5 protein-coding genes are annotated in these 13,708 nt (G+C 62.2%); 1 reads left to right on the top strand and 4 read right to left on the bottom strand.

Features of this window, described 5'->3' with window-relative positions; all coding sequences use genetic code 11:
- Positions 1-56: 56 nt before the first annotated feature.
- Complete coding sequence (locus ACZ5Q2_RS04195) at positions 57-1,814, bottom strand: ABC transporter transmembrane domain-containing protein (RefSeq protein ID WP_061331417.1); 1,758 nt, start codon at positions 1,812-1,814, stop codon at positions 57-59.
- A 252-nt stretch (positions 1,815-2,066) separates the two neighbouring features.
- On the opposite strand from ACZ5Q2_RS04195, the gene ACZ5Q2_RS04190 reads away from it, so the two are divergent.
- Entirely contained in the window at positions 2,067-3,860 is a 1,794-nt protein-coding gene (locus ACZ5Q2_RS04190; RefSeq protein WP_061331416.1) for an ABCB family ABC transporter ATP-binding protein/permease, read from the top strand.
- Between the two features lie 162 nt (positions 3,861-4,022).
- Here the strand turns inward: ACZ5Q2_RS04190 and recD are convergent, their stop codons facing one another.
- Genes recD through recC form a run of 3 tightly spaced genes read right to left on the bottom strand, consistent with a single transcriptional unit; the run spans position 4,023 to position 13,584 of the window.
- Positions 4,023-6,272 (bottom strand): exodeoxyribonuclease V subunit alpha, encoded by a 2,250-nt coding sequence (gene recD / locus ACZ5Q2_RS04185; protein ID WP_432210434.1) that lies wholly within the window; start codon positions 6,270-6,272, stop codon positions 4,023-4,025.
- Entirely contained in the window at positions 6,269-9,994 is a 3,726-nt protein-coding gene (gene recB, locus ACZ5Q2_RS04180) for an exodeoxyribonuclease V subunit beta (RefSeq protein ID WP_061331414.1), read from the bottom strand. Before recB ends, recD begins: the two co-directional genes overlap by 4 nt.
- Positions 9,991-13,584, bottom strand: coding sequence for an exodeoxyribonuclease V subunit gamma (gene recC, locus ACZ5Q2_RS04175; RefSeq protein ID WP_061331413.1), 3,594 nt, complete (start codon positions 13,582-13,584; stop codon positions 9,991-9,993). The genes recB and recC overlap by 4 nt, the downstream gene beginning before the upstream one ends.
- Positions 13,585-13,708 lie beyond the last annotated feature (124 nt).

The following is a 13,708-nucleotide window of genomic DNA, read 5'->3' as shown; positions in this document are numbered from 1 at the left end:
CTGTTCTCCCTGGTTCAGGATTGAGAAATTCTCTTAACAGTGTAGGGAGTACGCACTCAACACACAAACCGACCATTGTCCGTGTCTGCGGCTTCGTCTCGGAACTGCAGGCTGGCCAGGCGCCGGTACAGTTCGTTATCGCGCATCAGTTCATCGTGGCTGCCGACCGCCAGCAGCCGACCCTGTTCCAGTACGGCGATGCGGTCAGCGTCTCTGACGGTGGCCAGCCGGTGGGCAATCACCAGTGTGGTACGCCCAGCGGTGAGCGCCGGCATGGCTTGCTGGATCAGATGCTCGCTCTGGGCATCCAGGGCACTGGTGGCTTCATCCAGCAACAGAATCGGGGCGTCCGCCAGCAGCGCACGGGCGATGGCCAGGCGCTGCTTCTGCCCGCCTGACAGCCCCAGCCCGGCATCGCCCAACGGCGTGTCGTAGCCCTGTGGCAGTGCCTGGATAAACTCGTCGGCATGGGCAATCCTCGCTGCCTGCTCCACCTCGGATTGCTCAGCGCCGGGGCGGGCATAGCGAATGTTGTCCGCGACGGTGCCGTGGAACAACGCCGGGTTCTGGGGCACCAGGGCAAAGCAGCGTCTTAGCGCTTCCAAAGACAGCTCGGCGGTGTCTAACCCGTCGATCAGAATTCGCCCGGAGTCCGGTTGGTAGAAATGCAGCAACAGGTCAAAAAGGGTGGACTTGCCGGCACCGGAAGGACCAACCAGGGCCAGGGTTTCCCCGGGGCGAATATGCAGCGACAGATCCGAGATCGCCGGCTGGGCCTGTCGGCCAGGATAACTGAAGCCCAGATGCTCGATGGTGATCTCGCCGGTGACCGGGCCGGCAAAAGACCGGTTCTCCCCTTCCCGAACAAACGCCGGCTCGGTCTGCAGCAGCTCAAACAGACGGGCCGCAGACCCGGCTGCCCGTTGCAGTTCACCAATCACCTCACTGATAGCCCCCGCCGCAACGCCAACCAGCAGGCTGTAGAATACGAATGCCGCCAGTTCACCGGGGCTTATCCGGCCGTGAATCACATCCAGCCCGCCAATCCAGATCACAATGCCGACCGCCCCCATCACCAGGGAAATCGCCAGAGTAGTCAGCCACGCCCGCTGCCGGATGCGCTCGCGGGCAATGTCGAACGCCTTCTCGGACACCTCCGAGAAAAACCGCCGGTCGTGGGGCTGGTGATTGAAGGCCTGAACGGTTTTGATCTGGGAAAGGTTCTCCCCCACGTAACTGCCTACATCCGCCACCCGATCCTGGCTCAGCCGCGACAACTGCCGAACCCGGCGGCCGAAGAACAGGATCGGCGCAATCACCAGGGGGAACCCCAGCAGAATGATGGCCGCCAGCTTGGCGTTGGTGACAAACAGCAAAATCAGCCCGCCGATAAGCATCAGCGTATTGCGCAGGGCAATGGACACCGTGGAGCCGATCACTGATTGCAGCACCGTGGTGTCGGCGGTAAACCGGGACTGGATTTCCAACGCCCGGTTCTGCTCGAAAAAGCCAGGGTGCAGATCAATCAGGTGGTTGAACACCTTCTTGCGAATATCCGCCACCACCCGTTCGCCAATCCAGGACACCAGGTAGAATCGGGCAAACGAACCAAAGGCCAGGCCGAGCACCAGAACAAAAAACAGACCAATGGCCTTGGCCAGGTTTTCCGGTGATTGCGTGGCGAGGCCCTGATCGACCAGAATGCGCAGGCCCTGGCCCAGACCCAGGGTTATGCCGGCAGTGATAACCAGTGCCAGCAGTGCCCCGGCCACGGCGCGGCGGTAGGGGCTGATAAACTCTATGACGAGTTTCAGGGCCTTACGGTGACGAGTGTTAATAATGTGCCTCCAAGGTGTTAGCTGCTGTAGACTCCAGCTTCAATACGGTTTGTTCTCCTGACAAGACCTATCATACAGCTACGTAAGAGCGCGCGGGTGGGTGGGCCTGCCAGGACCGTCAAAAGCCAGGGATGGCTTTTGCCGAGCGTACATGGATGTATTTACAGCGTGTCCTGGCAGGCCCACCCACCCGTGCGTTCGACTTCTCCGAAACCGAAGGAAGACAGAGTGCGCGCCTACGCCGACAACGACTACCCTGCCGATCATAAGCCCGACTGGTCGATCATTTCTGGTCTGTGGCCTTACCTTCTGGAATTCAGGGGTCGGGTCGCGCTGGCTGTGGCGATGTTGGTACTGGCCAAGCTGGCCACCGTCGCCACGCCGGTCGCCCTGAAATACATCGTCGATTATCTGGACCAGAATCGCGGCGCCGACATGCTGCTGTGGATTCCGGTTGTGCTGGTCGTGGCCTACGGTAGCCTGCGCTTTGGTGCCACCCTGTTCAGCGAACTGCGGGATGCCGTGTTTGCCCGGGTGGCGGAAAGGGCCATGCGGCGGGTGTCTTTGCGAGTGTTTGAACACCTGCATCAGCGCGAGCTGGGTTTTCACCTGGACCGAAAAACCGGTGGCCTGGCCCGTGACATTGAACGGGGTACCAACGGCATCAGCTTCCTGCTGCGCTTTACCCTGTTCAACATTGTGCCCACCATCCTGGAAATCCTGCTAGTAGCGGCCATCTTGCTGGTGGTGTTCAATGTGGGTTACGTGCTGGCCATTCTGGTGGCGGTGGTGGTGTATGTGGTGTTCTCCATCAAAATCACCGAGTGGCGAACCAAGTTCGTGCGGGAAGCCAACGCAAGGGACAACCAGTCCAACTCCCGGGCCATCGACAGCCTCCTGAACTATGAAACCGTCAAATACTTCAACAACGAACGCTACGAAGCCAAGCTGTACGACCAGGACCTGGACGAGTGGGAAAAGGCCCGGCTGAAGAACCGATTGTCTCTGGCCACCCTGAACGCCGGTCAGGCGCTGATCATCGGCGTGGCATTAATTGTCATCATGGCCATGGCGGTGGGCGAAGTGGCAAGTGGCGAGATTACCCTGGGCGATTTCACCATGATCAACGCCTACCTGATCCAGCTGTTCATCCCCCTGAACGCATTGGGCTTCGTTTACCGGGAAATCCGCCAGGCCCTGGTGAACGTGGAGCGCCTGTTCAAACTGCTGGGCGATCAACCAGCCATCCAGGATGCCCCGGATGCCAAGCCCCTGACTGTGGATAACGGCGAGGTACGGTTCGAGCACATCCATTTCGCCTACCGGCCAGACCGCCCCATTCTGCAGGATGTGAACTTCACCATTCCCGCCGGCCATACCGTGGCAGTGGTCGGCGCCAGCGGTGCAGGCAAGTCTACCCTCGCCCGCTTGCTGTTCCGGTTCTATGAGGTGGATAACGGTTCCATACGGATTGATGGTCAGGACATCCGTGAGGTCACCCAGGACTCCTTACGCTCCGCTATCGGGGTGGTTCCCCAAGACACCGTATTGTTCAATGACACGCTTTACCGAAACCTGGCCTACGGCCGCCCCGAAGCGACCGAGGAAGAAGTACACCGGGCCGCGCGCATGGCCCACCTGGAAGACTTTATCCACAGCCTTCCGGAAGGTTACGAAACTAAAGTGGGCGAGCGGGGGTTGAAGTTGTCCGGTGGCGAAAAACAGCGGGTTGCGATTGCCCGGGTGATTCTGAAGAACCCGCCGTTATTGATTCTGGACGAAGCCACGTCGTCGCTGGATTCGTTATCCGAGCAGGCGATACTTGGAGCCTTGAAAGAAGTCAGTCAGCAGAGAACCACCTTGGTGATTGCCCATCGCCTCTCTACTATTCGAGATGCTAATACCATCTTGGTGATGGATGGCGGCCGGATTGTGGAAAGCGGAAGTCATAATGAGCTGTTGGCTGCAGGTGGGCACTATGCGCATCTTTGGGAGCAGCAACATCGCAGTGGCGAACAGTAAGGGGGAAGGCCCTTCCAAAACACGCTGTGAATACGTCCGTGTACGCTCTGCTCCGCCATCCATGGCTCCGCAAGGTTTTGGAAGGGCCTTCCCCCTCACTGTCGCATCTGACTTGGGTGTTCAGTGTTTTGGAAAGGCCTCCCCCGCTGAACCCCGGGACCCTTACTCCGTTAGCCGAAGCGCCAGACCAGACGCCCGCACCACCTGTTGCCCCACACTGTCTTTGAACACCTGAGCGTCGCCGGTAATCAGACTAAACCAGTTCTTGGCCCGGGTGATGCCGGTATACACCAGTTCCTTGGTGAGCACCGGGCTCAGGCGATCTGGTAGTACCAGGCAGGTGTGGTTGAACTCCGAACCCTGGGACTTATGCACCGTCATGGCGTAAACGGTTTCCAGTTGCTGTAGACGGCTGGGGGAAATCCAGCGGATTCCGCCGGTGCTGTCACCACTCGGGAAGGCCACCCGCAAGGTGTCTTTTGGCTCACCAGTGGCGGTCCTGTCCCAGGGCACACTGAAGGTGATGCCGATATCTCCGTTCATCAGGCCCAGGTTGTAGTCGTTACCAGTCACCAGCACCGGGCGGCCGGCGTACGAGCCTTCGGTTTTGTCGATCAGTTTTTCAGCCAGCAGCTTTTGAGCGATTTGCTGGTTTAAGCCCTCCACGCCCCAGGGCCCTCTTCGTAACGCACACAGTACCTGGAAGTCGTTGAAGGCTTCCAGCACGTTTGAGGCGTGGGCATCCCAGGCTTCCCGCGGACTTTCGGCGGTTAAACTGGAGCTGTGGATAACTTCCAGGTAATGTCGATAGCCCACCGGCGAAGGCAGTGTTTTGCCATTGACCACCCGCCCCTGCCCGGCATTGCGGAAGCTCTCCGGGGTGCCGGTGATGGCGTGGCGGCAGATCAGCTCAAGCGTCTGTTCCGGGGCGGGTTTCGGGGTGTGGCCGTTCAGCCAGATGACATCCTCAAACTCGGCGTCACGAATTTGCTTGAGCACGGTGCTCGTCAGAGCGCTGGTATTAACGGCTTCTGCTAACTGCCGGATACCGCTGTCCTGCCCGAAACGATAGCTCTTGCGCAGCATGGCCACGGCCTGGTCGAGTGGCTGGCCCGAGTTATCCACAAGGCTGGCCGGTACCTGGGCACCGGTGATGGCGGCCAGCCAGCTGGCGGTGTCCGGGGTGTAGTGGGCGTCGAAGGCCCGCTGGCACAGCTCGCCCAGCACCGCGCCGGCATCCACCGAGGCCAACTGGTCTTTGTCGCCCAGCAGGATGAGTTGGGCGCTGGCGGGCAGGGCGTCGAACACCGAGGCCATCAGGTCGACATCCACCATGGAGGCTTCGTCGATCACCAGGATATCCACCAGCAGCGGGTTGTCCCGGTTGTGGCGGAACTGGCGGGTGTCGGGCCGGCTACCCAGCAACCGGTGCAGTGTGGTGACCTTGGTGGGAATGTCGTCCAGTTGCACGGTGCCGGGCAGGTCTGCCAGCGGCAGCTTGCTGACGGCGCCGCCAATGGATTCATTCAGGCGGGCGGCGGCCTTGCCGGTGGGTGCGGCCAGGCGAATACGGAACTTACGCCCTGCCCGTTCCGGGCTTTCCCCGGCCACCGCCTGCAGGGCCGCCAGAAGATTCACTACCGTGGTGGTCTTGCCGGTACCCGGGCCGCCGGTGATCACTGCAAAGCGGTTCCGGGCAGCCAGGGCGCAGGCCAGTTTCTGGTAATCCACCGGTTCGGTGGATTGGAACAGCGTGTTGAGGGCTGTGGATAAGGTTTTCGCGGCCACTGATTGCGGGTCTGCCAGCGGCGATGGCAAGGCCAGTCGTTGCCGGATGCCGTCGGCAATGCGTTGTTCATAACGCCAGAACCGTCGCAGGTACAGCCGGGTGCCGTTCAGCACCAGCGGGGTCGGTACCGAGCCATCGCTCACGGCGAGGGAACCCTGAAGGGCTGCCAGGCAATCAGCCAGTTGAAAACGAGCCAGCAGCTCCTGTGGATAAATCCCTTGCAGGTGGGCCGCCTCGGCTTCGGACAAACCGGTATGGGTCGGTTCTTCCGGCGGCAGCGCCAGAGTATGGCCGGCATCGTCCAGTAGCGTGGCCAGGTCGATGCACACGTGGCCCCGGCCCACCTGATGGGAGGTCAGCGCCGCCAACAGCAGCACCAGCGGCTGCGGGCTTTCGCCCTGCTCTACGCTGAGTTCCCGGATCAGCCGGGCAAAGCCGGTATCCAGCGGGCGAATCCAGCCGGCCTTTTGCCATTGCCCTAACAGGGCCTCGGTTTCGTTCAGGCTGGCCAGGAGGTGTGAGTTATCCACAGGCTCACGCGGTTCCGTTGCCGTTGTGTTCACCGGTGTGTCGTCGCCCAGGTCCAGGGCAAACTGGTTTTCAGTATGGCGGGTACGGCTCATGCGGCCACCTCCCCGGACACCGGCTCGCCATCGAACAGGGCATCCAGTTGTTCAATCAGCGCTCTGGGTGGCTTGTCGGTAAACGCCCCGCCGCTGGCGGAATTCACCCCGCGCAGGAACAGGTACACCGCGCCGCCGATGTGCTGGTCGTAGTCATAGCCGGGCAGTCGGGCCTTCAGCAGCCGGTGCAGGGCCAGCAGGTAGAGGATGTATTGCAGGTCATAGCGTTTATCCAGAATCGCCTGGCCCATGGCCTGGTCGGTGTAGGCGTCGTCGTCCTCGCCCAGAGCATTGGATTTGTAGTCCAGCACGTAATACTGCCCCTTGTGTTCAAACACCAGGTCGATAAAGCCCTTGAGCATGCCGTTAAAGCGGTTTACCTCGGCCCTGGGCCGATCGGCACCGTTCAGGGTATAACGGGTGACCAGCGCATCCAGTTGCCGGATGCTGACGTTGCGGCTTTCAAACCAGAATTCCAGTTCCGGGCGCAGGCTGTCCAGTTGCGCCAGGCTGGCGCTTTGTTGCCCTTCCCGGTCCAGCTTCAGCGGTTTCCGGATCAGCGCCAGCAGCCACTGTTGCAGGGGTTCCACCCAGTCGCCCCAGCCCCGGGTGCCACAACGGCGGGCCAGCTGCTCGTGTAGAAGCTCGGGGTTATCCACAACCCGCTGGAAGCCCTGGGCTGTGCACCACTCCAGCAATTCGTGCAGGAAGGTGCCGGGGCCGGCGCCCTTGGGGAAATGGTGGTGGTTGCGTATGGCGGGCACGGCGGGTGCCTCTTCCACATGCTCCTGGGCGCTTTCTTCCAGCAGGTTCTGGGTCTGGGCGTCTTCCACCTCGCCGGTGAACGTAATGCCGGTACCTGCCATGCCGGTGTATTCGATGGTGGAGTAACTGGCAATCCACCAGTCTTCCTTCGCTTCCCGGGTGGAGACCAGGGCTGGCCCCAGGGCTTCCGGGGCGGTTTCGGTGAATATCGTGCTTTCGGCCTCCGGCAGTGGGGTAATCCGGATGTCCGGGCGGCCTTGCGCCAGCGGGGCCAGGGCCTGGCTGATGGGCTGCTCCGGTGTTCCGGCAATCGCATAGCCCAGGCCACTCTGGTGCCAGTTATCCACAGCCGCTGCGCCCACCCAGGTGGTAAACCGGGCCCGGGTCAGGGCCACGTAGAGTTTGCGGATGTCTTCGCCCAGGCGTTCCTGGTCGGCTTGTTCGATGTCTTCCGGCGTTGGGTCGAACACCGTCACCAGCTTGCCGGTGTCGTCGTGGTAGCGAACGTACGCCTGCTTCTGGCTTTCTGCCCGGAAGGCGGTGCCAAAGGGCAGGAACACCAGCGGGTATTCCAGGCCCTTGGATTTGTGCACGGTGATCACCTTCACCAGCCCGGCGTCACTTTCCAGACGCAGGGTACGGTGTTCGTCTTCCTCATCCGCTGCCCGCAGGATCTGGGTGAAGTGGTGCACCAGTGCATGTTCGCCATCCAGTTGCAGGCTGTCTTGCTGCAGCAGTTCGGCAATGTGCAGGATGTCAGTCAGTCTTCGCTCACCGTCCGGGCGCTGAAGCAGGCGGCCCGGCACCTCGAAGTCCATCAAAAAGCTGCGCAGCATAGGCAACACGCCCTGGCTCTGCCACTGTTGCTGGTAGCACTGGAAGCGCTCGATTTCCCGCTCCAGTATCAGCTCGTCGGTGAGCAGCCGATCCAGTGCCTGCCAGCTCTGACCCAGGGTGGGTGTGGCCAGGGCGGTGCGGATGAACGCCAGTTGCCGGGGTTCGGCGAAGGCCCGGAGCCAACACAGCACTTCTTTGGCTTCCCGGGAGGTCAGCACCGAATCCCGGTCCGACAGGTACACACTTTTGATGCGCCGGCGGCCCAGGGAATCCCGCACCGCGGCCGCTTCGTTGCGGTTGTTCACCAGCACGGCGATGTCTTTGGGCTTCACCGGCTCGAGATCCGTCGGGTTATCCGCCAGCACAAAGCCCGCCTGTCCGGCCTGGCCCAGAGTCAGCAGCCGGGCAATTTCACTGGCGCAGGTTTCGGCCACCTCGGCGGTGGCGGTGCCCTTGGCCAGGCCTTTGGGGTTGCCTTCCTTGTCGGTTTCATCGGACTCGTGGGTCCAGAACGCCAGGCTGGGTTGAACCTCTCCGTTAACGGCCCACAGCCGCTTGGTGCCGTTGGCCTTTACGCCCTGGAATGGCAGCGGGGTGCTGTCGCCCTTGCCGAACAGGAAGGCCCCTTTCGGGCTGTGCTGGTCGCTGTGCTCGAACACCCGGTTGACGGCGCTGACCATGGTCTTGGCGGAGCGGAAGTTGGTGCCCAGGGTGTAAGTGCGGGCCTGCACACCCAGCCGGGCCTGCAGGTAGGTGTGGATATCGGCGCCCCGGAAGCCGTAGATGGCCTGTTTCGGGTCACCGATCATCAGAAGGCAAGTGTCCGGGCTGTTGGCTTCCACGTTGTAGACCCGGTTGAAGATGCGGTACTGCACCGGGTCGGTATCCTGGAATTCGTCGATCAGCGCCACCGGGAACTGGCGGCGGATGGTGGCCGCCAGCTGGTCGCCCCGGGGGCCATGCAGGGCGTCATCCAGGCGGGTGAGCAGGTCATCAAAGCCCATTTCCGAGCGCTGCTGCTTTTCCGCTTCCAGCCGCTCGGCAATCCAGTGGCTGGCGTGGCGCAGGATGTCGGACTTGGCGCTGGGCGGGTTCTGGCCGAATTCCAGCAAGGCTTCGATGGCGTCAAAGGCCGGGTGATGGGGGCCGGGCTCGTCCCCTTTCAGGATGTTATCCAGGCCTTCGGGGGTCTGGTTTTTGTAACCGGCGGCGCTGTCCAGCTTCTCCGGCAGCAGCTCGTCGGATTCGGCCCAGGCGATCAGGAACTCCCACACCTTGAGCATGGCGTTCTTGCTGCCACCGTGCAGACGCTTGCCTTTGTTCAGGTCGTTCAGCAAGTCGGTGACTTCCTGCTGCCATTGGGCCCAGGGGTGTGCCTTCAATTCATCGGCCCGTGCCAGCCGTTCGCTGACCACCTGGTTGATGGCCTGGTGGACACTCTCTGGCGGTGTGCCCAGGGCGGCCGGGTCGTCAATCAGGTTACGCACCGCCTTGCGCAGGTCGGGGGGGGTTTTCCAGTGGCTCAGGGCTTCGTCCATCAGCGCCGGCGGCAGCGGGTAGACAAAGGTACGCCAGTAGTCCCGGGCCACGTCGTCCAGCAGTTCGCTCTGGTCGGTTTCCAGGGTGAGCTTGAACAGGCTGCCGCTGTCGAAGGCGTGTTCGCTGAGCATACGATTGCAGAAACCGTGAATGGTGGATACCGCGGCTTCGTCCATCCATTCCGCGGCCAGCAGCAGCTTCTTGCGGCAGTCGGGCCAACTGGCCGGGTCCGGGTAGCTGTCATCCCGCAGCTTGTGGATAAGTGCGGTTTCCGGGGTGGGTTCGAGGTGGTCAGCGGCTTCGGAAAATACCTCGGCGGCCTGGGTCAGCCGGGTGCGGATGCGGTCTCGCAGCTCCTTGGTGGCGGCGTCGGTAAAGGTCACCACCAGCAGGTTCGGCGGCAGCAGGTTCTGCAGCGGGCTGTCTGCTGCCTGGCCATGGCCCAGCACCAGGCGCACATACAGGATGGCGATGGTGAAGGTTTTGCCGGTGCCGGCGCTGGCTTCGATCAGCGCACTGCCGTTCAGGGGCAGGGCCAGCGGGTCCAGGTTCGGGTTTCGATTGGTCATCTGGTCGGTCATTCCATGCTCCCGATTTGATCCGCCGCCGACTTGCCCTGTTCGGCTTCCCACAAGGGGACATAAAGCTGGTGCAGCAGGGCTTCAAACTCACCACTGGCCATCAGCGCCTCGGGGCTTTCGAAGGCGCCCAGCAGGTAACCGGTGTCCCGGTCCAGGGCAGTGGTATAGGCCTGTTCCGCTTCACTGATGGCCCGTTCGTGGTCGCCGACAAATTTCTTGCCACCGTAGTAGCTGGTGATCCAGGCGAAGCCGGCCTCGCAGTGCAGCGGCAAGGCTCGGGTGGTGGCTTCCATCCAGCGGCCCAGAATGGCTTCGAAATGTTTTCTTGCCTGCTCCGGGGCCATGACCGGGAAGTAGAATTTACGGCCTTCTTCCTTACCGAGGATCAGGGTTTCAAAGGGCTGGTCGCTGAGTTGGCCGGCCAGGTGAATCAGCCAGTCCCTCAGCAGGTTGGCGTAGCGCACTTTCTTCGAGTAACCGGAGCCGGTGAGCAGGCCGGAACTGGCAATCACCAGCCGGCACAACTGCCCTTGTGGATTACAACGCAGGTTGTCGATTAAATCCGCCACCTCAACCGAGCCAGGATCCCCTGAATAGCGAAACTCGAAGGGTAAAGGCTCGGCCACCACTTCCGGCCATTCCGCCAGGGCGCCCCGATAGCGTTCGAACAGGTCCGGCAACCGGCCGGCCAGTTCCGTGCGCAGGCGATGTTCGGTGACGCCCATACCCAGGTCACCCCGCCGGGCCATGCGGTCCAGGCTGGTTGCCAGCCGTTCGTGCAGCTCTTCCTCGCTGGCGGCTTTCAGCACACTGTGCTGAATCAGCTCGTTATCCAGGCGCCAGCGGTCCAGACCGTTCAGGTCGAAGTTTTCGTTGTCGGTGTCTTCGTCTTCCACGTCTTCAAAGCGCACCTGCAGCCGGCGCTGATAGAAGGTGTCGATGGGCGTTTTCAGAAAGTTTGCCAGATCGTTCAGGCTGATGGGTTCTTCCGGAGCCTGGTATGGCAGGGCTTCCCGGCTCTGCTCAGAGTTATCCACAGCGTGGGCGCTGCGCCATTCCCGTTCGTAGGTGAACAATCCACGGGCCTGCAGCACCTCGGCCAGCGGCCTGGGCCGGGCCTCTTCGCCTTCGCCGACGCCATTGGCTTTCGGGAAGTAGTCCCGGCTGAAGGGTTGCAGCGGGTGCTGGGTGGTCAGGGCTTGGGTAACCGAGCTGTCCGTTTTGCCTGCCACGGCCCACAGGCTGTCCAGGTGATCCTGCAACTGGCCGATGAGTACCGAGGGTGGCCGTTCAGAGTCGTCTTTGATACTGCGCCCTACCCAGCTGATGTACAGCTGTTCCCGGGCGGACAGCAGGGCTTCCAGGAACAGATATCGGTCGTCTTCCCGGCGGGAACGGTCGCCGGGGCGATAGTCCTGGGCCATCAGGTCGAAATCCACCGGTGGCCGGGAGCGGGGGTAGTCGCCGTCGTTCATACCCAGCAGGCACACCTTGCGGAACGGAATGGCCCGCATCGGCATCAGGGTGGCGAAGTTGACCTTGCCGGCCAGGAAGCGCTGGTTCAGACCGCCTTCGTCCAGGCCCTGCAGCAGCACATCCTTGACGATGTTCAGGGGCAGTGGCTGATCACCAAGGCCTGCGGCGAGGGCATCTTCCAGCCACTGCTCCAGTTGGCGGCGGAAGCGGTTCAGCAACAGCAGGTCCTGGCCTTCCACCTTGTGGAAAAACTGCTCGAGCATGGCGGAGAACAGGGCTTCCCATTGCTCCGGAGTGCGGGTGGTTTGCAGTGCATGCCACAGGGTTTCCAGCTGGTGCACGAACTCGCCCAGACGCCCCGCCAGGCTGGCTTGTAGGCCGCCAATTTCGCCATAGGGTTCCACCCCACCCCAGGGCTCGTCATCGCCCATGCCGTAGCCCAGCAGCATGGACCGAAGGCCGGCCTGCCAGGTGTTGCGGTCCAGCTCTGCCGGCAGGTCCAGGCTTGCCCGGTGCTGGCCGTGCAGGCCCCAGCGGATGTTGGCGCCTTCCACCCAGCGCCGGGCCAGGGGAATTTCATCCTCACTGATATCAAAGCGGTCGCGAATGCCGGGCACTTCCAGCAGGCTGATGATCTCACTCACGCCAAAGCGGCTGCGGGGCAGCGACATCAGGGTTTCCAGGGCAATCAGCACCGGTTCGTGGTGGCGCTGGCCCTGGTCGGAAATGGTGAACGGAATGTGGCGCTTGCGGCCGGGTGAATAGCGGCCGAACACCGCCTGGATATGGGGCGCATACACATTGATATCCGGCACCATCACGATCACATCCCGGGGCCGCAGCGTGGGGTCGGCATTGAAGGCGGCCAGCAGCTGATCGTGCAGGATTTCCACTTCCCGCTGGGGGCCGTGGGCGTCGTGGAACACTACGGAATGGTCACGGGACAGATCCACCGTGCGTTGCTGCTGGCGGATTTCCTGCAGCGGTGTCAGGTTGTGGATATCGTTCTGCAACTGGTGCAGCAGGCAGGGGTTATCCACATCGCCATGGTCGGTGAAGATGTCGATTTTCTGCCCCGGGGTCTGGAAGCTGGCGCGGTAGTCGTCCGGGTTGTCGAACTCGTCCAGCAGGCGAATGTAGTCCCGGCCCTGCTTGCCCCAGGCCGCCAGCAGCGGGTTGGCGTGCTGGTGCAGCTGGTCCGGATCGTCAATCTGCGACAACACCGGGTGCGCGGCGCCCCGTTTGCGTTCGGCTTTCAGCAGCTCCCGGTCGCTGATGATGTCGGCCCAGTAAAACTGACAGGGGTTGTGTACGCACAGCACCACCTGGCTGAACCGGCTCAGGACGTACAGGGCTTCCAGCGCTTGCCGGGGCAGTGACGACACCCCAAACACCACGATCCGTTTGGGCAGGCGCCCCGGATTGGCGGGTTGGCTGATGCGCTGGCCCTGCTCCATAAAGCGGGTGTGGATTTGCGAGCGGCTGGTGTGGGCTTCACTGCCGACGTCTTCGACCAGCGCCCGCCAGAGCATCGGCTGCCAGAGGGTTTCCGCATCCAGGGCCTTTTCTTCGCCCCGGGCGGTGATCACCACATCCTTGCCCTGCTCCCACGCAGCCAGCCAGTCGGCACGGAACACCTGGTACTGGTCGAACAGGTCCGCCACTTTCTCGGCTAACTGGAAGTTGCGCAGGTCGGTATCGCTGCCGTCCAGGAATCGCGCCAGGGGGGTGAAGGCGTCGTCCTGCCCCACCAGCGTCGGCAGCAAGCGATAAAGCCGCCAGACTAGCCGGGATTTGTCGAAGGGGGACTGTTCCGGAACCTCACCGTCGGGCAGTACCGCCCGGTAGGCCTGCCAGATAAAGCGGGCCGGAAACAGGAATTCCATACCCGCGGCAATGCCAAGACCGCCTTCCACACCATCGTCGGTGCGCTTCTCCGCAAGCGCCAGCTTCAGCCACTGGGCAATGCCGTTACTCTGAACAAGAAAGGTCTCGCTCTGCAGCGGCGGCATGGGGTTCTGCCGGCAGATATAGACCACGGCGCGGCGCAGGTCTTCCAGGTGGTTGGCGTGGATGGCATGAAAGCCGGGTTCGATGGAGGGTGAGGCCGCCATGGGATTCCTTGTCTGGTGTCCGAGTCAATCCTGAGGGTACAGGTTACCGTATGTGACCGCAGATGCGGACCGTCTGTCACGGCAGAACGCAAGGAATTATAGACGGCGGGGGCGACAACCTGCG

Source organism: Marinobacter alkaliphilus, assembly GCF_055394375.1.
Note: the sequence above shows the minus strand (reverse complement) of the source record. Positions and strands in the feature narration are given on the sequence as shown.

Excerpts from the sequence above, each read along its gene's own strand:
- recD (WP_432210434.1), bottom strand. The coding sequence starts at position 6,272 with ATGAGCCGTACCCGCCATACTGAAAACCAGTTTGCCCTGGACCTGGGC.
- recB (WP_061331414.1), bottom strand. The coding sequence starts at position 9,994 with ATGACCGACCAGATGACCAATCGAAACCCGAACCTGGACCCGCTGGCC.
- recC (WP_061331413.1), bottom strand. The coding sequence starts at position 13,584 with ATGGCGGCCTCACCCTCCATCGAACCCGGCTTTCATGCCATCCACGCC.